We start from the raw sequence: 19583 nt of genomic DNA on the forward strand, positions 1-19583 counted from the left end.
CCGGCTGGACGCCGGACCCCGAACGATCCACCGCGAGACCGCGAGCGCGCCCGTTCCCGGAAGGAGCCCCATGAACGAGGCATCCGCGCAGACCGCGCCGCAGCACGCCGACCCGCAGCCGGAGCCGGCCCCCGCGCCGCGCGCCGTCCGCACCGGCGGGCAGTGGCCCGACGAACTGGCGCTGGACTCCGTCGAGCGGGCCATCACCGAGATCGCCGCGGGGCGCCCCGTCGTGGTCGTGGACGACGAGGACCGGGAGAACGAGGGCGACCTCATCGTCGCCGCCGAGAAGATCACTCCCGAGATCGTCGCCTTCATGATGTCCGAGTGCCGCGGGCTGATCTGCGCCACCCTGGAGGGCGCCGACCTGGACCGGCTGGAGCTGCCCCAGATGGTGGAGCAGAACTCCGAGTCCATGCGCACCGCGTTCACCGTCTCGGTGGACGCCACCGCCGAGCACGGCGTCAGCACCGGTATCTCCGCCGCCGACCGGGCCACCACCCTGCGGCTGCTGGCCGATCCGCACAGCGTCCCCGGCGACTTCGCGCGCCCCGGCCACATCTTCCCGCTGCGCGCCCGTCCCGGCGGGGTGCTCTCCCGGGACGGCCACACCGAGGCCGGGGTCGATCTGGCCCGGCTCGCGGGGCTGCGCCCGGCCGCCGCGATCGTGGAGATCGCGGGCGAGGACGGCACCATGCTGCGCCTGCCGGACCTGGTCGCCTTCGCTCGCAAGCACGATCTGGCGATCATCTCCATCGAGGACCTGATCGCCCACCGCAAGGCGCTGGAGCCCGGGGTGCGGCGCGAGGCCCAGACCCGGCTGCCCACCGCCTTCGGGGACTTCCAGGCGTACGGCTACCGCTCGACGGCCGACGGCGTCGAGCACATCGCGCTCGTCAGCGGTGAGATCGGCGACGGCGAGGATGTGCTGGTGCGCGTCCACTCCGAATGCCTCACCGGCGACGTCTTCCACTCGCTGCGCTGCGACTGCGGCCCCCAGCTGCACGCCTCGCTGGAGCGGGTGGCCGCCGAGGGCCGCGGCGTGGTGCTCTATCTGCGCGGCCACGAGGGACGCGGTATCGGACTGCTGTCCAAGCTGCGCGCCTACCAGCTCCAGGAGCTGGGCCGGGACACCCTGGACGCCAATCTGGAACTGGGACTGCCCGCCGACGCCCGGGACTACGCCGCGGGCGCGGAGATGCTCACCGACCTCGGTGTGCGCTCGCTGCGTCTGATGACCAACAACCCCGAGAAGACCACGGCACTGGTCCGCCACGGTCTGCGGGTCCTGGACCGGGAGCCGATGCCGGTCCAGGCCGGGGAGCACAACCTGCGGTACCTGCGGACCAAGCGGGACCGGATGGGGCACGACCTGCCCTGGCTGGACGGCGACCGCGCCGAACCCGTGTCCGCCTGCGGCAACCAGTAGCCGCGGGCGAACACCACGACCCACCACCCCCATCAGCACGACCCGTACGGAACCCGTACGCGGGCACAACACGCACCGAGGAGAGACGTGAGCGGTAAGGGCGCCCCCGAACTGTCCGTGAAGAACTGCGGCGACCTGCGCGTGGCAGTCATCGCCGCCCAGTGGCACGAGCAGGTGATGGACGGACTGGTCGACGGCGCGCTGCGCGCCCTCGGCGAGCTCGGCATCTCCGAGCCCACCGTGCTGCGGGTGCCCGGCAGCTTCGAGCTGCCGGTGGTCGCCAAGGTCCTGGCGGGCCGCGGCTATGACGCGATCGTGGCCCTCGGCGTGGTCATCCGCGGTGGCACCCCGCACTTCGAGTACGTGTGCCAGGGCGTCACCCAGGGCCTCACCCAGGTCAGCGTGGACACCGGGGTCCCCATCGGCTTCGGCGTGCTGACCTGCGACACCGAGGAGCAGGCGCTCGACCGGGCCGGGATCGCCGGATCCAGCGAGGACAAGGGCCACGAGGCGGTCACCGCCGCTGTCGCCACCGCCACCACCCTGCGCTCGGTCGCCGAACCCTGGCGCTGAGCCGGGTCGGCCCGCACCAGTAGGATGGCGGGCATCATGGCCAACAAGACGTTCGAGGAGCTCTTCACCGAGCTCCAGCAGAAGGCCGCCACGGCCGATCCCGCCACCTCCCGCACCGCCGAACTGCTCCAGTCCGGTGTGCATGCCATCGGCAAGAAGGTGGTGGAGGAGGCCGCCGAGGTGTGGATGGCCGCCGAGTACGAGAGCGACGCGGCGACCGCCGAGGAGATCTCCCAGCTCCTCTACCACCTTCAGGTGATGATGGTCGCCAAGGGCCTCTCCCTCGATGACGTCTACGCTCATCTCTGAGCCGTCGCGCCCGCCCCGTCACCCCTCCGCGTCCCGAGTCACACCTCTCTCGCACCGATCGCTACCGAAGGAAAGAACGCTCATGCTGCGCATCGCCGTCCCCAACAAGGGTTCACTGTCCGAGCCTGCGTCGGCGATGCTCCATGAGGCGGGCTACCGGCAGCGCAAGGACCGCAAGGAACTGGTGCTCGTCGACTCCGACAACGACGTGGAGTTCTTCTTCCTGCGGCCCCGGGACATCGCGGTCTACGTCGGCTCCGGCCGGCTGGACATCGGTATCACCGGCCGTGATCTGCTGCTGGACTCCGGCTCCAAGGCCGAGGAGATCATGCAGCTCGGCTTCGCCGGGTCCACCTTCCGCTACGCCACGCTCCCCGGCACCGCCCAGGACGTGAGCGAGTTCGGCGGGAAGACCGTGGCCACCTCCTTCGCCGGACTGGTCACCAAGCACCTGGCCGACCACGGGGTCGACGCCGATGTCGTCCACCTCGACGGCGCCGTCGAGACCGCCATCCAGCTCGGCGTCGCCGAGATCATCGCGGATGTCGTGGAGACCGGCACCACCCTGCGCAACGCCGGGCTGGAGATCATCGGTGAGCCGATCCTGCAGTCCGAGGCCGTGGTGATCCGCCGCACCGGCGCCCCCACCGACGACCCCAAGGTGCAGCAGTTCCTCCGCCGGATGCAGGGCGTCCTGGTGGCCCGGCGCTACGTGATGATGGACTACGACATCCGGGTCGAGCACGTCGAGCGCGCCGTGGCGCTCACCCCCGGTCTGGAGTCGCCCACCGTCTCCCCGCTGCACCACGAGGGCTGGGTCGCGGTCCGTTCGATGGTCCCGTCCAAGGACGCCCAGCGGATCATGGATGAGCTGTACGACCTGGGGGCACGGGCGATCCTGACCACCGGGATCCACGCCTGCCGGCTCTGACCCGGCCCCCGCCGCCCCAGCCCATCCGCCTCCCACGAGAGACCGGCCACGTGTCCTCCGCGCCCCTGCCCGCCCTGCCCGTCACCTTCCGGCCGACCAGGACCCGGGCGGTCCTGCTGACCGTCGGTACCGCCGTCGTCATCGCGCTCACCGCGGTCGGACTGCTCCTGGACAGCCTGAGCCCGGGGGAGAAGGCCAGCTTCGCCATCACCGGCCTGATCTTCTTCGGAGTGCTGCTGCTGCTCAGCCGTCCCAAGGTGATGGCCGACACGGACGGGGTGACCGTGGTCAACCTCACCACCCGGCGCCGTCTTGAGTGGGCCGAGGTGCTCCGGGTCAATCTGCGGCCCGGCGATCCGTGGGTCTTCCTGGACCTGGCCGACGGCACCAGCCTGCCCGCGATGGGCATCCAGCCGGGCATCGCCAAGGAGCGCGCCATCCACGACGCGCGGGCGCTGCGGGCCCTGGCCGAGAAGCACGGCACGGGTGGTGAATCGGCCTGATTCCCGCCGCCGCGGCCCGGCCGCGGCGGCTGGGCGGCACTCCATCGGCCCGAGGGGCCTGCCCGTGACGCCCCATCCTTGATTACCCTGTTGCCGGGGCCGAACGGTGCCCCGCCCCGCCTTCCCATGTCCGCGCTCCCCCCGCGCGGCCGGCGGGCTCCCCTGCGACCCGAGGAGTGACTCCCTCCGCAGATGGACGGATCGTCCTGTAGTACCTGCGCCGCCGCCGGCTTCGAGGCGGCGGCATGAGCATCACCCTGTCCCTCCTGCTGCTCTGTGCGGCACTCGTTCTCATCCTCGCCAACGGCTTCTTCGTGGCGGCGGAGTTCGGCCTGGTCACCGTGGAGCGGCCGGATGCCGAACGGGCCGCCGACGAGGGCGACCGGCGCGCCCGCACCGTCGTCGAGGCGCTGCGCGAGCTGTCCTTCCAGCTCTCCGGGACCCAGCTGGGCATCACCATCACCTCCCTGGTGGTCGGCATGCTCGCCGAGCCCGCGCTCGGTCATCTGCTGACCCCGCCGCTGGAGGCCGCCGGTCTGCCGCACGGGGCCGTCCCCGGTGTGGCCGTGGTCATCGGCATGCTGGTGGCGTCCGCCGTGCAGATGGTCATCGGCGAGCTGGTGCCCAAGAACTGGGCCGTCTCCCGGCCGCTCCAGGTCGCCCGGTTCGTGGCGGGCCCGCAGTACGCCTTCGCCCGTTTCTTCCGGCCCGTCATCGCCCTGCTCAACACGGTGGCCAACCGGCTGGTGCGGATGCTCGGCGTGGAGCCCACCGAGGAACTGGCCTCCGCCCGTACCCCCGGTGAGCTGGTCTCGCTCGCCCGCCATTCGGCGCGCGCCGGCGCCATCGAGCAGGACACCGCCGATCTCTTCGTGCGGACCCTCTCCCTGGGCGACCTCACCGCGCAGCATGTGATGACCCCGCGGGTCCGGGTGAGCGCGCTCCAGTCCACGGCCACCGCCGAGGACGTGCTCAACCTCACCCGCGCCACCGGGCTCTCCCGCTTCCCGGTCTACCGGGACCGGCTGGACGAGGTCATCGGGATGGTGCACCTCAAGGAGGCCCTCGCGGTGCCCGCGCACGACCGGCTGCGCACTCCCGTGAGCCGGATCGCCCAGGCCCCGCTGCTGGTTCCGGAGACCCTGCCGGTCCAGCCGCTGTTGGAGCGGCTCCGCAGTGAGCAGCCGATAGCCGTGGTCGTCGACGAGTACGGCGGTACGGCGGGCGTCGTCACCCTGGAGGACATCGTCGAGGAACTCGTCGGCGAGGTCCGCGACGAACATGACGATGAAGCGTCCAATATGCCCGACTTGATGCAAATTGCCATGGAGGACGGCCGTCACGCCTGGGACGCCGACGGCGGCTGCCGCGTGGACACCCTGCGCCGGATCGGCCTGGAGGCTCCCGACGGTCCCTATGAGACCGTCGCCGGACTCGTCGCCGATCTGCTGGCGCGGATCCCCGTCCCCGGCGACACCGCCGAGCTGCCCGGCTGGAAACTGGCGGTCCGGCAGGTCGGCCACCACCGGGCCGAGCTGGTGCGCATCGTCCGCGCCAAGGCGGGTACGCCCGTGGGGCAGCAGGGCACCGCCCCCGCAGCCACCGCCACCTGTCCGGCGGCCAGCACGGCCGCCGGTGCCGCCGCCGGGAAGGGAACCGAGCGATGAGTCTCGTCCAACTGCTCTTCGCCGCCCTGCTGGTGCTCGCCAACGGCTTCTTCGTGGGCGCCGAGTTCGCCCTGGTCTCGGTGCGCCGCAGCCAGATCGAGCCGCGCGCGGCCGAGGGCTCCGCCCGGGCCCGCACGGTGCTCACCGGTCTGGAGAACCTGCCGCAGATGATGGCGGCCGCCCAGTTCGGCATCACCGTCTGCTCGCTGACCCTCGGCGCGGTCGCCGAGCCGACCGTCGCCCATCTGCTGGAGCCGGTCTTCCACGCCGCCCATCTGCCCGCCGGGCTGGTCCACCCCCTCGGCTACGCCATCGCGCTCGCCGTCGTGGTCTTCCTCCACCTGGTCATCGGCGAGATGGTGCCGAAGAACCTGGCCATGGCGGCGCCGGAGAAGACCGCGCTGTGGCTCGGCCCGGGCCTGGTCGGCTTCGCCCGGCTGTGCCGCCCGGTCACCGCGGCGCTCGGGGCCTGCGCCCGGGTGGTGCTGCGGCTGTTCCGGGTGGAGCCCAAGGACGAGGTCGAGGCGGTCTTCACCAGTGAGCAGCTGACCCATCTGGTGGAGGACTCCCGGCAGGCCGGACTCCTCGAACCCGGGGAGCACGAGCGGCTCGCCGATGCCCTGGAGCTGGGCAGCCGCCCGGTCACCGATGTGCTGCTCGACCCGGCGGGCCTGGTCACGGTGGATCCCTCGGTCACCCCCCGGCGGATCGAGGAGCTGACCGTGCGGACCGGCTACTCCCGTTTCCCGGTACGCGGTCCCGGTGGCGCCTTCATGGGCTATCTGCATGTGAAGGATGTCCTGGACCTGGAGTTCCGGGAGCGTGCCGTACCGCAGCACGTCTGGCGGCCGATCGAGACCCTGCGGGCGGAACTGCCGCTCGACGACGCGCTCACCGTGATGCGCCGGGCCGCCTCCCACCTCGCGGCCGTCACCGACGCCTCGGGGAAGGTGCTGGGCCTGGTCGCACTGGAGGACGTCCTGGAGATGCTGGTCGGCGAGGTCAGGGACCCCGCTCACCGGTCCGGGAAGCGCCGCCGGGTGACCGAGCCCCGCGGTGCCTCCGCGGAGCCGTCCGGCCGGGAGCCGGCGCGGCCCTCCGGGGAGGAACCGGCGGAGCAGCACGCGATGGTGGCGCGCTGAGCGCTTCGCGGGAAGTGCCGTGAGGCGCTGTCGTCCGTCCGCGGATGCGTCGTGGCCGGTCGCGCAGTTCCCCGCGCCCCTTCGGGGCACCGAGCCCCAGCCGGTCCGTCTCGGCGGAGGTCGTGGTTCAAGGGGCGGCTGCGGTCAGGACAGCGGGTCCTGCGGGTCGCGGTACATCGGACCGCGGCCCGACAGGACCTCCCCGTACGCCTGCATCAGATCCGGCAGCCGCAGGGTGGCCAGATCGTCCCGGGTCGGGGTGCCCGTCCACCCCGACAGCCGCAGATCCCGGTACGCGCAGCTCTTCTCGTACAGGGTGCGCAGAAAGCGGCCGTTGCCCAGTTCGTCGATCCAGCCCTGGTCCACCACATGGCCGCTGATGCTGCGCAGCTCCTCCACGGCCTCCTCGTCCCAGCCGTCGCCGTTCTCCGCGGCCAGCACCTCGCCGATGCGGGTCAGCTCCAGCGGACGGTAGCTGGGGAAGTCCACCCGTGTGGTGAAGCGCGAGCCGAGACCGGGGTTGGCGGCCAGCAGCCGGTCCATGCCCTCGGGGTAGCCCGCCAGGATCACCACCAGCCGGTCGCGGTTGTCCTCGGCGCGCTTGAGCAGCACCTGGAGCGCCTCGTCGCCGTAGGCGTCGCCCTTGCTGTAGCCGGAGTTGGACAGGCTGTACGCCTCGTCGACGAAGAGCACCCCGCCCAGCGCCGAGTCGATCAGCTCATTGGCCTTCACCGCCGTCTGGCCGAGGTACTCGCCGACCAGATCGGCGCGTCCGGCCTCCACCAGGTGGTCCCCGCCCAGCAGTCCGAGCGCGTAGAAGACCCGGCCCAGGATGCGGGCCACGGTCGTCTTGCCGGTGCCGGAGGGGCCGGAGAAGACGAAGTGGCGCTTGGGCGGCTGGACCGGCAGGCCCTGCCCGGCGCGCAGCCGCGCCATATGGAGCTGTGCGGACAGCGCCCGGACCTGCCGCTTGACCGGCTCCAGACCGACCATGCGCTCCAGCTCCCGCAACGCGCTCTCCAGCAGTGCCGGATCCGAGGGGCCCGGCGGGGCGGGCGGTCCGGACCGCTCCCGGGTGCCGCCGGAACCCACCACGGCGGAGCCCAGCAGCGCCGCGCCCCCGGGACCGGCCTCGCCGCCGGTCCGCGGCTCACGGCCGTCGCCCGGATCGGCGGTGGGCAGCGGGTCGGGGTCGATGGCCATGGCGTCGCGGAGGTCGGCCGCGTCCTGGCCGCCGGCCCCGGCCAGGGAGACGGCCGCCAGATCGGCGGGCTCGTCAAGACCGTCGGACTCGGCTATCGCCGCCAGCCGCGCCGAGGTGTCCATGAAGGTGGGGTCGATCCGGTGCACCGCGCGGTACAGGGGGAGCGCGGCGGCGCTGCGCCCGGTGCCCTCATGGGCGCGGGCGAGCCAGTAGCGCAGCTCCTTGCGCTGCGGCTGTTCGCTGCGGCAGCGCATCAGCGCGGCGGTGAGCAGTGGTTCGGCCTGGCCGAACATCTCCAGCCGGACCCGTGCCATCCCGCCGAAGAGCCCCGCCTCGATGCCCAGCAGCGGATCGTCCAGCAGCGGTTCGGTATGCCGCACCAACTGCTCCCAGTCCTTGACCAGATAGGCACGGCAGGCGTGCAGGAAGCGGGCCTGGGGGTCCGCCTCCACCGGCGGGCACCCGGCCAGCGCCCGGTCCAGCTCGGGGACGTGGCGGCCGTCGAGCCAGTGGGAGGCGTGGGCGAGCAGCAGATCGCGGCTGGTCTCCAGCACCGGCTGGACCCACCAGCCCAGCCAATACCAGGAGTTGAGGGTGCGGCGGTGGCGGGCGCGCTGCTCCCCGAAGCGGTCGCGGTGGCGGTACATCCGCAGCAGGGCGGTGGCGGTGTCGGCGCGGAGCGCGTGCAGCCCGAGCCAGGCGTCGGCCATCGCGGGGTCGTGCCGCACGGCGGCCCGGAACTCCTCCTCGGCCTGTGCGTAGGCGCCCATCGTGTAGGCGTCGACGGCCCGCAGCCAGGCGAGATCGGCCGGGGCGTGCGATCCTTGCGTGCCGAAATCCATCACGTCCCCCACAACCCCTGCCCCCGTGGATGCCGCAAGGGCGACTGCCCCTGGGGCATCGTACCGGCGCAAACGGCACCGGCCGAGGGTGCCGGACTCTTGTTCGTCGCAATCGCACAATGCCGACCCGGTGTGCGCCGGGGGCGTATAGGGGGCGCGAACGGCCATGACCGGTCGGACGTCCATGGTCACCGAGGGTGAGATACGTGCTGGTCACGGCATCGGAAAACCGGCCCCAGACAGGACGAAGCCCCCGATCACGGGGGAACAACCGGGGGCTTCGCGTTGTGGGGCGACTCGTACGAGTCGCACATTGAGAACGTAAGACCTGTATGGCCCCCAGGTCAAGCCGAGTTGGGGCACGCGTCGCACCTCGGGCACCGGGTGCGGACCGGTCGGCCACGCCGGATCACGCTGAGTGAGGAGAGGTCTCGTCTCGGTCGACCTCCGCCGGTCCCGGCAGCAACATGTACCCCTCTTTTCCCTCTGCCACCAGAGTGTCGGCAAAGGGGCGCGAGGGGTCGGCGGTGAAGTGCAGTCGCTCGGCGTGTCGCCAGCCGTCCCAGAATGCGGACTGTTCCGGTCCGTCCCGGCGCTCACCGCGCCGCCAGGCGAGGTGGTCGGGCAGATCCATCCACAACAGCCGCGCCAGGGAAGGCCGTACGGCACGGCGGCCACAGCCCACCCCCTCCAGCAGCACGACCGGCGCGGGGTCCAGCTCCCGCTCCCCGGCCGCGAAGCGGCGCGCCACCCAGTCGTACGGGGCGTACCGGGCGGTGGTGCCCCGGGCGAGCGGATCGAGGATCTGGTGGCGCAGCCGCTCCGCCCAGCCGAACAGCTCGTCATGGGTGGCGAGGTCATCGGTGTGCAGGACCGGGGCGCCGCCGAGCGCCGCCGAGAGCCGCCCGGTGAAGGTGGTCTTCCCCGATCCGGCGTGGCCGTCCACGGCGATGAGCCGCACCGGGCCGCAGGAGGGCGGCAGGGCGCGCAGCCGCCGGGCCAGTGCGTCGAGCCCGGCGGTGGTGCCGGTGGTGCCGGTGGGGGCGTCCGTGCCGGGTGCGCCGGTCGGTTCGGGTGAGTCCATCGCCGCCCAGCCTACGGCGCCCGCCCTCCCGTTCACTCCACTGGTCCACACCAATATTGATGAGCCCGCGGGAGGGGAATCACTGGTCCGAGACCATCCGCAGCGGCCATAGTTGGGCGACGGTCACGTATCCGCCGCCCCGATGGACGACTGGACGACGACTGGGGGAACCCCGTATGAGCAGATCCGGATCCACGCCCCGCCGTTCCGTGCTCACCGCCGCGCTCGGCGTCGCCGGCGCGGTCGCCGTCTCCACCTCCGCCGCCTCGGCCGCCGGGACGGCCCGCCCGGCCGGGGAGCCGGTCGCGGTCGGCGGGCCGAAGCGCCGCAGGGCCCCGGAGGTCGCGGAGTACCACGGCTGGAGCAGCGGCGCCGACTGGAAGGCCGGGACCGCCAAGGGCGTCCGCGTCCAGTCCGGGTCCCGCCCCGGCATCGTGATCTCCACCCCCGCGGGCAGCACGGACTACACCGACCCGCACACCGGCACCAAGGCCCGGTGGGAGTACGCGACCTGGACCTCCCCGGTGCACAAGCTCCAGGTCCCCGCCACCGAGGCGATCGTCTCCTGGAACGCGCGCACCCCGGCCGGCACCTGGATCCAGGCCGAGCTGAAGGGCACCTACTCCGACGCCACCAGTACGCCCTGGTACGTCATGGGCCGCTGGGCCTCCGGCGACGGCGCCGACTCCATCCGGCGCACCTCGGTGGACGACCAGAGCGACGACAAGAGCTCGGTGTGGACCGACACCCTCTCCGTCGACGCCCCGGCGAGCGGACTGCGGCTGGTCTCCTACCGGATCCGGCTCACCCTCCACCGCAAGCCCGGCACCAAGCTCACCCCCACGGTGTGGCGGGTGGGCGCGATGGGTTCGGACGTGCCCGACCGCTTCGAGGTGCCCGCCTCCGCCCCGGGTCTGGACGGCGGGCGGGAACTGACCGTCCCGCGCTACTCGCAGGAGATCCACAAGGGCCAGTACCCCGAGTACGACAACGGCGGCGAGGCATGGTGCAGTCCCACCTCCTCGCAGATGATCGTCGAGTACTGGGGCCGCACCCCCACCGCCGAGGACCTGGCCTGGGTCAACCCCGACTACGCCGATCCCCAGGTCTGCCACGCCGCCCGCGCCACCTTCGACTACCAGTACGAGGGCTGCGGCAACTGGCCGTTCAACGCCGCGTACGCCGCCACCTACCGCGACCTCCAGGGCGTGGTCACCCGGCTCGGCTCGCTCACCGACGCCGAGAAGCTGATCGGCGCGGGCATCCCGCTGATCACCTCGCAGTCCTTCCTGAAGACCGAGCTGGACGGGGCGGGCTACGGCACCGCCGGCCACCTGATGACCGTCGTCGGCTTCACCGCCGAGGGCGATGTCATCGCCAACGACCCGGCCTCGCCCAGCAACGAGGCCGTCCGCCACATCTACAAGCGGCGCCAGTGGGAGAACATCTGGCTGCGCACCAAGCGGTACAACGCCGAAGGCAAGGTGGTCTCCGGCACCGGCGGGGTCTGCTACCTCTACTTCCCGGCCACGCCCACCGCCGCCCAGCGCCGCGTGCTGGAGGAGCTCGGCATCCGGTGACATCCGCAGCCCGGCCGTGCCCCTACGGCCGCGTGCGGTCCAGGGGCACGGTCGGCCTGGCCACGGCGACGGCGCCCGCCGCCGACCACGCCTGGGGCGGCACGACGCCGGATAGGCCACGGCGGGCTCACCCGACGCGTGGTCCGTCCCCCCGAACAGCTCGGGCATCCGGTGGTCGAAGGCGGCGCCCGCCCGCGGCAGCCCCTCCGCCAGGATCCGGGCCCCGGCGTGGTGACCCTCGGCGGCGAGACCCGGTACGGCCACCGCCGTGTCATGCGGCCAGACGCTGCCGCAGTGGCGGCTGAGCGGGCTGTACCCCCCGGTCTCCGCCGGATGTCGGGGGCGGGGAAGTGACCCCGTCGGTCAGCGCGCCACCGGTGGTTCCTCCGGGCCGGTCCGGGTGATCTTCCACATCCGGGTGGCCACCTGGAGGTTGAGTCTGCTCTCGACGTCCGCGAGATCCATACCGGTGATCTCGCGGATGCGGCGCAGCCGGTAGCGCAGTGTGGAGCGGTGGATGACCAGGGCCGCCGCGGCCTCGCTGTAGTGGCCGCCGCAGTCGAAGTACTGGGACAGCGTCTCCACCAGGGCGCTGCGGTGCCGGGCGTCGTAGTCCAGCAGCGGGCCCAGCCACTCCCGGACGAACCGGTCCACCTCGCGGTGGTCACCGCCGGGCGGCAGGATCCGGTACAGCCCCAGGTCGTCGAAGAACGTCATACCGTGCGCCGGGTGCGAGCGGCTGCGCACCTCCAGGGCCCGCAGCGCCTCCTGGTAGGAGCGCGGCACCTCGTGCGGCGGCTCACAGCGGCCGCCCACCCCGATCGCCCCGGCCCCGCTGCCGACCTCCCGGCTCAGCGCCCGGTACAGCGACCGCTCGCCCGGGGCGCCCCGGGCCACCAGGACCGCCGTACCGTCACGCCGGGTGGGCAGCACCGGCAGGCCCAGTCCCGCGGCCGTGCGGACCACCGCCCCCAGGAACGCGTCGTCGACCGTCCGGCCGGACCAGCGCACCGCGATCACATGGTGCGGACCGTGCAGATCGTGCCCCACCGCCGCGGCGCGGGCGTGGGCGCCGGGGACATCGGCTCCCACGAGCAGATCGTCGACCAGTTCATGCCGCAACCGCAGCTCCACCTCGGCCAGTTCACGGACATGGGCCAGTTCCAGCGCGAGCGAGGTCGCCGCGTGGTCCAGCGCCCGCAGCGCCCGTTCATCCGCCCGGCCCCCGGGGTCCACCAGTGACAGCGCGCCCAGCACCTCACCGCGTGGCGCGGCCACCGCCACCAGCCGGTCCCTGGACCGCACCGGCCGCGGCCGCCGGGCGGCGTCCCGCAGCAGCTCCTCGCGGTGGGCCGGGTCCGGTTTGGGGTACGGCTCCGGACGGCCCGGACCCGCCCAGGCCCGGAGGTTGCCGAACCGGTCCTCGATCGCCGCGGGCAGCCCGGTGGCCCGGTGCAGTGCCCGGACGATGCCGTCCTCGCCGTCGCCCCGGGCGGCCGCGCGGGCCAGCGCGTCATGGACCGCGCGCAGATGCCCCAGGTCGGACAGGGAGGACTGGAGCCGCCGCCGGATGGCCTCCCGTTCGTCCCTGGCCCGGCGCGCCTCGGCCGCATGGGCCCGCTCCCGGCGGTGGGCGGCGGCGATGGACAGGGCCGCGGCCGTCTGCCGCACCAGCACGCCGAGCAGGAACCGCTCGTCGTCCCCGGGCCGGTCACGAGAGCTGACCACCAGGGCGCCGCGCAGCCCGCCCGGCTCGCGCAGTCCGAACGCCCAGCCCCAGGCGCGCCGGGGGAACCGCACCGGTCCGTCCCGTCCCGCCAGCTCGCGGACCTGCGCGTCGAGGGCGGCGGTGGCCCGCAGGCCGTCGTGCGGACAGCGCACCAGGGCATCGCCGAGCAGCAGATAGCCCGCCTCGGCGCGGCCCGGTCCGACCACGCTGACCTGCGCCATCGCCCGGCGCAGGATCTCGGCCTCGTCCCGGCTGTCGAACATGGCCAGACAGCGCGACAGCAGATCGTGGATGACGCCTGATGTCATACGCCCTGGAGTACCCACTTTCAGATGAATAACCCCATAAAGCGACAATTCCTCTGTGCTCCCGGGATGAGTCCCGCCGCCGCTCTCGACCTGTGGGCGCAGAGGAGCCAGGCCGCCGATGGTGTGGGGGCGCCGTCAGTGGTTCCACCGGTGGCGGCGGCCGGGCGGGGGTGGCGCGGAGCCGCCCCGGCGCGACCGTCCGCGCGGCACACCGCCACGCGACACGGCGCGACGGTGTGAGACGCCCAACATCCCTCCGCTCCGGGCGAGATGGGGGACGATGAGCGCACCTCCCCCCGGGCCGGGGCGGATTGGCGAGGATGTGCTCAGCATCACCGTCTCCGTTCCGGAAGTCGGAACCCCGCCATTTCGGCCCGGCCGGTCCGTTCGGGCATCGTGGCACCTGACGGCCTCGGCATACGCCCCGCGAGGCCCGTGGCCGACGCCCCGCGGAACCGCCGGATCACCGCGCCGTCCTGCGGCGGGGCAGGTTTTCGAGGGGTGCGCGATGGCGCGATCCGGACGGTGGCAGATGCCTCTGACAGGTGCCCGTCTTCTCCCGGCTTCTCCCTTCTCCCCGGCTCGATGCGGACTTCCGATTTCCGTTTTTTCCTTTCCCCGTCGAGCGGTTGATCAGTAATCTCGCCTCGGCAGCGGGTTGCCCTGCCGCTCTTCGTCGTGCTCCACTTCCCCGAGGACGCGGACGGCCCGAGGGCGGCCCCGGAAGCCGGAAGAGGGCGAAGGAAGTGCAGGACGTGGACTGGCGGCCGGAGGGAACGAGCGCCGCGGACGAGGTCGGAACGGTCCGGGAAGGCCATTCCGCGGAGCATGCGATATGACGTCGGAACCGGGCGGACCGAGACGTGACGGCGGCGCCCACGATGCCGCCGGCCCCACGGCCGGGGACCGTACCGAAGACACCGCCCACGACGCCACCGGTCCGCGGGGCAGCGGGCCGGAACGGTTCGCGGCACTGTGGAGCCGCGCCGTCCACCCGGTCGCGGCCACGCCCCTGACCCTCGAGGAGTTCCAGGACCGTCTGGTGCCGCTGGCCCGCCAGTTGGCCGCCGCACTGCACGCCCGCCCCTTCGACACCGCGGTGGCCTACGAGGTCGGTGCCGCCCTGGTGGACGCCCACTGCACCGAGCCCGAGGCGCTGCCCGCCGTACTGGGCGCCGTCGACGCCCATCTGGTCGACCACTGCCCGCCGGACGGTACGGAGCCGCCGGACGAATCCGGCGCGCGAGCCCGCTGCGCCCGGCTGCAGCACGCGCTGGCCACCGGGTTCGTCCGCGAGCTGCGGGCCCGTGAGCGCGACGCCCAGCAGGCCATCTCCCGGGCCGCGCTGGCCGCCCGCACCGAGGCCGAGAAGGCGCTGCACGCCAGCGAGGCCAAGTTCCGGGCGGTGTTCGAGGGTGCCGTCATCGGCGTCGGCATCGCCGCGCTCGACGGTGAGATCCTCGTCGTCAACGACCCCATGGCCGCCATGTTCGGCGGACGCGACTTCTTCCGGCCCGGCCGCAACGTCAACGAGTTCGTCCACCCCGACGACGCGCCGGGCGCCCACGAGCTCTACCGCCAGCTGGTGAACGGCGAACGCGACCACTTCCGCATAGAGAAACCGCACTACCGCGACGACGGCAGCGTGCTGTGGACCAATCTGACGGTCACCCTGCTCCGTGACTCCACCGGCGCCCCGCAGTACCAGCTCACCCTCGCCGAGGACATCACCGAGCACCGTGAACTCCAGGAGCGGCTGCGCTACGAGGCCACCCACGACGAGCTGACCGGACTGCCCAACCGCGCCCTGTTCCTCGAACGGCTCGACCAGGTGCTCGCCGCCGACGCCGACGCCGAGCGGTTCGGCGTCTGCTACCTCGACCTCGACGGCTTCAAGGCCGTCAACGACAGCCTCGGCCACTCCGCCGGGGACCGGATGCTCATGGCCGTCGCCGAACGGCTGCACGCCTGTCTCACCTCGCCCGACGAACTCATCGCCCGCGTCGGCGGCGACGAGTTCATGGCCCTGGTCACCGGCCCCTCCGCGCAGACCGACGGCACCGCGCTGGCCCGCCGGATGCTCGCCGCGCTGGCCGAACCCGTCCGCGTCGAGGGCCGTGAACTCCAGGTGCGCGTCAGCATCGGCGTCGTCGACGGACGGGCCGGGGAGATCGGCCGCGCCGAGGTGCTGCGCAGCGCCGACATCACCATGTACCGGGCCAAGGCCGCGGGTGGCAACCGTTTCGAACTCGCCGACGCCGACTCCAACGCCCGGGTGATCGCCCGTCACAGCCTCACCAACGGACTGCCCTCGGCCCTGGAGAAGGGCGAGTTCTTCATCGAGTACCAGCCCCTGGTGCGGCTCGCCGACGGCACCGTACGCGGCGCCGAGGCGCTCGTCCGCTGGCTGCACCCGGTGCACGGGGTGCTCGGCCCCGACCAGTTCATCCCGCTGGCCGAGGACACCGGTCTGATCGTCCCGCTCGGCCGCTGGGTGCTGGAACAGGCCGCCCGGCAGGCCCGGAAGTGGCGGGACGGCGCCGAGGACGACCGCGATCCGCTGCGCGTCAACGTCAACCTCTCGCCCTGCCAGCTCAACCACCCCACCCTGGTCTCCGACACCGTGGCGGTCCTGGAGAACGCCGGACTCTGCCCCAGCACGCTGTGCCTGGAGGTCACCGAGAACGACCTCATCGGCGCCGACGAGGACGCCCTGCGGCCGCTGCGCCAACTCGCCGACCTGGGGGTGGACATCGCCCTGGACGACTTCGGCACCGGCTACTCCAACCTCTCGTACCTGCGCCGCCTGCCGGTCAGCCAGCTCAAACTGGACCGTTCCTTCACCCGCGGGATGCAGCGCGCCCCGGCCGACCCGGTGGACGTCAAGATCGTCGAGGGGATCGTCTCGCTCGCCCACACCCTCGACCTCGCGGTGACCGTGGAGGGCGTGGAGACCGCGGTACAGGCCGAGCACCTGCGGATGCTGGGCTGCGACACCGCGCAGGGCTGGTACTACGCCCGCCCCGGCCCGCCGGAGCGGCTGCACACCCTGGCACTGGCCGACGCCAGCTGAGCGACGGCACGGCCGCCGTCGGGGCCGGCCCGGCCGCTGCGCTACCCGGCGTCCAGCAGCCGGGAACGGATGAGGAACCGGACGCCCTCCGGCGCCTCCAGCGAGAACCCGCTGCCCCGCCCCGGCACCACGTCCACCGTCAGATGGGTGTGCCGCCACCGCTCGAACTGGGACGCCGACATCCAGAAGCCGACCGGCCGCTCGACGCCCTCCACCACCAGCTCCCCGAGCAGCACGTCGGACGCGCCGGTACGGAACTCGCCCAGCGGGTAGCACATCGGCGCGCTGCCGTCGCAGCAGCCGCCCGACTGGTGGAACATCAGCGGCCCGTGAGCCGCGCTCAGCCGGCGGATGAGATCGGCGGCGGCCGGGGTCAGCGCGATCCGCGACACCTCGGACATCCTGCGGCTCCTCTCCTGGCCGGGTTCTCAACGGTACCGACCCAGCCAACCCGCGCCCAGGTTGCGAGAGGGTTGCACGGGCGCGCGTCGCGGATCCGGGCCGGCTCCGGTCACCGGGTCACGCGGACAGCAGCCGCCGCAGATGCCGGCGGTCGGTGGCACCGATCTTCTGGTAGATCCGGTAAAGGGTGTTGCTCACCGTACGCGGCGAGATCACCAGCTGGCTCGCGATCTCCTTGTCCGTCAGCCCCTGCGCGGCCAGCCGCGCCACCGTGCGCTCGCGTGCCGACAGCGGCGCGCTCTCCCCGAGGAAGTCCAGGGGCGGGGTGACCACGTCGTCACAGCGTTTGAGCAGGGTCCGCGCCTGGGCCGTCGCCGCGGTCGCGGCCCGGTCCCGGCCCGCCCGGTGGTGCAGCCGCGCGAGTTCGGCGTAGCCCTCGGCCGCGTACAGATGGGCACCGGACTCGGCCATCGTCCGGGCCGCCTGCCCCAGGAGCTTGGCGTCCCCGTCCGCCACCGCGCGGGCGTAGAGCAGCCGGGCGCGCAGCAACGGCCCCTGGACCGGGTGGTCGTGGTGGACCGCGGGGTGCTGCTCAAGACCCAGCCGTGCGCACTCGTGCAGCACCGCCACCACATCCGCGTAGCCGTGGTGGGACAGCGCGTCCTCGACGGCCTCGTGCAGGAACCGGGTGGCGCCCTTGACGTCCCCCGCGTGATGGGCCCGGCGCGCGTGGGCGAGCCGCAGCGCGCCGCGGCAGTGGCCGCCGAACAGCCCGTCGAGGGCGTCCCCGGCGCCGGCGGGGCCGTCGGCCGGACCGGCGGCCCCGGGCGGCAGACAGCTCATGGCCAGTGCCGAGTAGACACGGGACATGGCCTCCCACGGCTGCCAGCCGACCTGGTAGGCGGGGGTGAACGTGAGGAACGCCAGGGCCTGGCGCGGGCGGCCGCGCTCGTACAGCACCGCGCCCAGGGAGAGTCCGCGCTGGGCGTCCACCCGTGTCGCGTACTCCCGGGTGGCCGCGTGGTACTCGCGGGTCAGCAGTATCTCCGCCTCCTCCAGCCGCCCGCTGAACAGCAGTGCCACCGCGTGCAGTTCCTCCAGCGAGTCCTGGATCAGCGGCCAGGCGATCGAGGTGTGCAGCTCGGTGTCGTCCCGCAGCCGCCGGTAGTGCTCCAGGGCCTCCGTCGGCCGCCCCTGGTAGCACAGGGTCGCCATGGCGAAGAGCCCGGACTCCAGCCGATGGGTGGGCAGCGGGGCGCGCAGCAGCGGTGAGCAGTGCTCCAGCGCCGCGCCGAAGTGGCCGCGGAAGAAGCACACCATCCCCTTGATGAGCGCCGCGTCGGCCTCGGGCAGCCCGTTCGCCATCTCCTCGGCCTCGTGCGGACGGCCCTGGAAGACGAAGGCGCGCGCCCGCACCGGATCCAGCACCGTGCCGTACTCCCGGTGCTCGGCACGCACCGCCGCGACGAACGTGTGCAGCTCCCCGAACTCCGCGCGGGCCAGCAGCGTCCGCGCCCTCATCTCGGCCGCCTCCGCCGTGCCGAAGTGGTCCCAGGCCGCGGTGGCCAGCCGGGCCGCCGTCGGCAGCTCATGGGCCCTCAGGGCGTCCCGCGCCGCCTCCAGCAGCGTCTCCTGGGCGGGGACGTCCCCGGCGTCCAGATGCCACTGGGCCAGCAGGATCCGCTCGGCCGGGGGCCGGGCGCCGGGCCCGGGCAGCGCCCCGGTCCACGTGCGCAGATAGTGCTTGCGGCGCAGCGGTGCCACCCCCTGGCGCAGCACCTGGCCCAGATACGGATGGGCGATCCGGACCGACGCCTCGGCGGACCCGGCGGCCCGGCGCGGATCGGGGGCCTGGATCAGCCCCTGGTCCTCCAGGTCCAGCAGGGTGGGCAGCCCGACGAGTGTCTCCAGCACATCCAGCCGGGCGGGCTCGGCCAGCGCGATCAGCTCCAGGGCGCGCCGGGACTCCGTACCGAGCGGCCGGAGCCTGCGGTCGGCCAGATCGCGCAGCGCGTCGGAGGTCGGCAGGGCGTCGTCCAGGTGCCACCAGCCCCCGTCCTGCCGCAGCACCCCCTGGGCGAGCGCGGCGCGCACCAGTTCGCGCAGCAGCAGGGGATTGCCCGCCGACATCCGCGCCAGCCGGGCCACCCCGGTCTGGGCCAGCCGGTCCTCCAGCAGGGCACCGGCCAGCCGCCGGGAGGCCGGGACGTCCAGCGGCGGCAGATCCACCCGGGCGAGGTGCTGGTCCTTCCACAGGGCGTGCAGATGTGGCGGCGCCTCGTCCGGGTTCACCGTCAGGAGCATCTTGTCGCCGCGCCGCCGGAGCAGGAGCAGCAGCGGTTCGATCGCCTGCGGCGGCAGCAGATGCGCGTCGTCGATCCACAGCAGCCGTGGCCGCCGGGCGGTGGCGCACAGCAGCCGCTGGGCGGTGGGCAGTACGCCGCCGGGCGCGAGTTCGTCCACACCGGTGACGACACCGGCGGCGGAGGCGGAGCCGGGGTGCGGGGTCATGATCGCCGCGGCGAGTTCCTCGCCGAGCCGGGTCTTGCCGATCCCGGCGGGGCCGGTCAGCAGGACGCCGGCGGGGCCGTGGCGGCGGCTCAGCACCGTCAGCCCCGCGGTCAGCTCGCGTTCGCGGCCCACGAGGGGCGGCTCACTGGTCAGACCGACCGTGTGGAGTGCCTGCGCCTCGTCCGGGGACGAGGGCGGCGGCCCTCCGGAGTACGGGGGCGGCGGGGACGGTGCCGCGGGCACTGCGGTAGCCATCGAGATGTCCTTCAGCGTTCGGAACGGGCAGCGGGTCCGCC

Annotated in this window: 14 protein-coding genes; 9 read left to right on the top strand and 5 right to left on the bottom strand. The window is 73.1% G+C overall.

Translation table 11 applies throughout. The annotated features are described in order from the left end of the window. Nucleotides 1-70 precede the first annotated feature (70 nt). The 7 genes from AC07FT_RS27590 to AC07FT_RS27620 all read left to right on the top strand — a co-directional run bounded on the left by AC07FT_RS27590 (nt 71) and on the right by AC07FT_RS27620 (nt 6554). Nucleotides 71-1429: a bifunctional 3,4-dihydroxy-2-butanone-4-phosphate synthase/GTP cyclohydrolase II gene (locus AC07FT_RS27590; RefSeq protein ID WP_471205404.1), complete on the top strand. Its 1359-nt coding sequence runs from the start codon at nt 71-73 to the stop codon at nt 1427-1429. Between the two features lie 87 nt (nt 1430-1516). Then, the gene (gene ribH / locus AC07FT_RS27595) at nt 1517-2002 is read left to right on the top strand and encodes a 6,7-dimethyl-8-ribityllumazine synthase (RefSeq protein ID WP_362445718.1); all 486 of its coding nucleotides are present in this window, start codon (nt 1517-1519) and stop codon (nt 2000-2002) included. 36 nt (nt 2003-2038) lie between these two features. Next, the gene (locus AC07FT_RS27600; protein WP_254741959.1) at nt 2039-2311 is read left to right on the top strand and encodes a phosphoribosyl-ATP diphosphatase; all 273 of its coding nucleotides are present in this window, start codon (nt 2039-2041) and stop codon (nt 2309-2311) included. Nucleotides 2312-2393: 82 nt separating this feature from the next. After that, entirely contained in the window at nt 2394-3242 is an 849-nt protein-coding gene (hisG, locus tag AC07FT_RS27605; RefSeq protein WP_471205298.1) for an ATP phosphoribosyltransferase, read from the top strand. 50 nt (nt 3243-3292) lie between these two features. Next, complete coding sequence (locus AC07FT_RS27610; RefSeq protein ID WP_471205296.1) at nt 3293-3745, top strand: PH domain-containing protein; 453 nt, start codon at nt 3293-3295, stop codon at nt 3743-3745. Nucleotides 3746-3990: 245 nt separating this feature from the next. Beyond that, nucleotides 3991-5412 carry a hemolysin family protein gene (locus AC07FT_RS27615; protein ID WP_471205294.1) on the top strand — a complete coding sequence of 474 codons (1422 nt, stop codon included), beginning with the start codon at nt 3991-3993 and terminating at the stop codon, nt 5410-5412. Continuing rightward, entirely contained in the window at nt 5409-6554 is a 1146-nt protein-coding gene (locus AC07FT_RS27620) for a hemolysin family protein (RefSeq protein ID WP_479178548.1), read from the top strand. Before AC07FT_RS27615 ends, AC07FT_RS27620 begins: the two co-directional genes overlap by 4 nt. A gap of 144 nt (nt 6555-6698) precedes the next feature. Here the strand turns inward: AC07FT_RS27620 and AC07FT_RS27625 are convergent, their stop codons facing one another. Continuing rightward, nucleotides 6699-8600 carry an AAA family ATPase gene (locus AC07FT_RS27625; protein WP_479178549.1) on the bottom strand — a complete coding sequence of 634 codons (1902 nt, stop codon included), beginning with the start codon at nt 8598-8600 and terminating at the stop codon, nt 6699-6701. A gap of 409 nt (nt 8601-9009) precedes the next feature. Then, nucleotides 9010-9684 carry a uridine kinase family protein gene (locus AC07FT_RS27630; RefSeq protein WP_479178550.1) on the bottom strand — a complete coding sequence of 225 codons (675 nt, stop codon included), beginning with the start codon at nt 9682-9684 and terminating at the stop codon, nt 9010-9012. 176 nt (nt 9685-9860) lie between these two features. Between AC07FT_RS27630 and AC07FT_RS27635 the strand changes: the two genes are divergently transcribed. Beyond that, on the top strand, nt 9861-11264 hold the full coding sequence (locus AC07FT_RS27635) for a peptidase C39 family protein (protein ID WP_479178552.1): 1404 nt from the start codon (nt 9861-9863) through the stop codon (nt 11262-11264). A 363-nt stretch (nt 11265-11627) separates the two neighbouring features. Here the strand turns inward: AC07FT_RS27635 and AC07FT_RS27640 are convergent, their stop codons facing one another. Beyond that, nucleotides 11628-13301, bottom strand: coding sequence for a PucR family transcriptional regulator (locus AC07FT_RS27640; RefSeq protein ID WP_479178553.1), 1674 nt, complete (start codon nt 13299-13301; stop codon nt 11628-11630). Between the two features lie 835 nt (nt 13302-14136). Between AC07FT_RS27640 and AC07FT_RS27645 the strand changes: the two genes are divergently transcribed. After that, nucleotides 14137-16374 carry a putative bifunctional diguanylate cyclase/phosphodiesterase gene (locus AC07FT_RS27645; protein ID WP_479178554.1) on the top strand — a complete coding sequence of 746 codons (2238 nt, stop codon included), beginning with the start codon at nt 14137-14139 and terminating at the stop codon, nt 16372-16374. Nucleotides 16375-16415: 41 nt separating this feature from the next. On the opposite strand, the gene AC07FT_RS27650 is transcribed toward AC07FT_RS27645, so the two are convergent. Beyond that, entirely contained in the window at nt 16416-16775 is a 360-nt protein-coding gene (locus tag AC07FT_RS27650) for a DUF779 domain-containing protein (protein ID WP_471205277.1), read from the bottom strand. A 118-nt stretch (nt 16776-16893) separates the two neighbouring features. Beyond that, on the bottom strand, nt 16894-19542 hold the full coding sequence (locus tag AC07FT_RS27655) for a LuxR C-terminal-related transcriptional regulator (RefSeq protein ID WP_479178556.1): 2649 nt from the start codon (nt 19540-19542) through the stop codon (nt 16894-16896). Nucleotides 19543-19583: the final 41 nt, after the last annotated feature.

Source organism: Streptomyces sp. NPDC045899 (genome assembly GCF_056431485.1).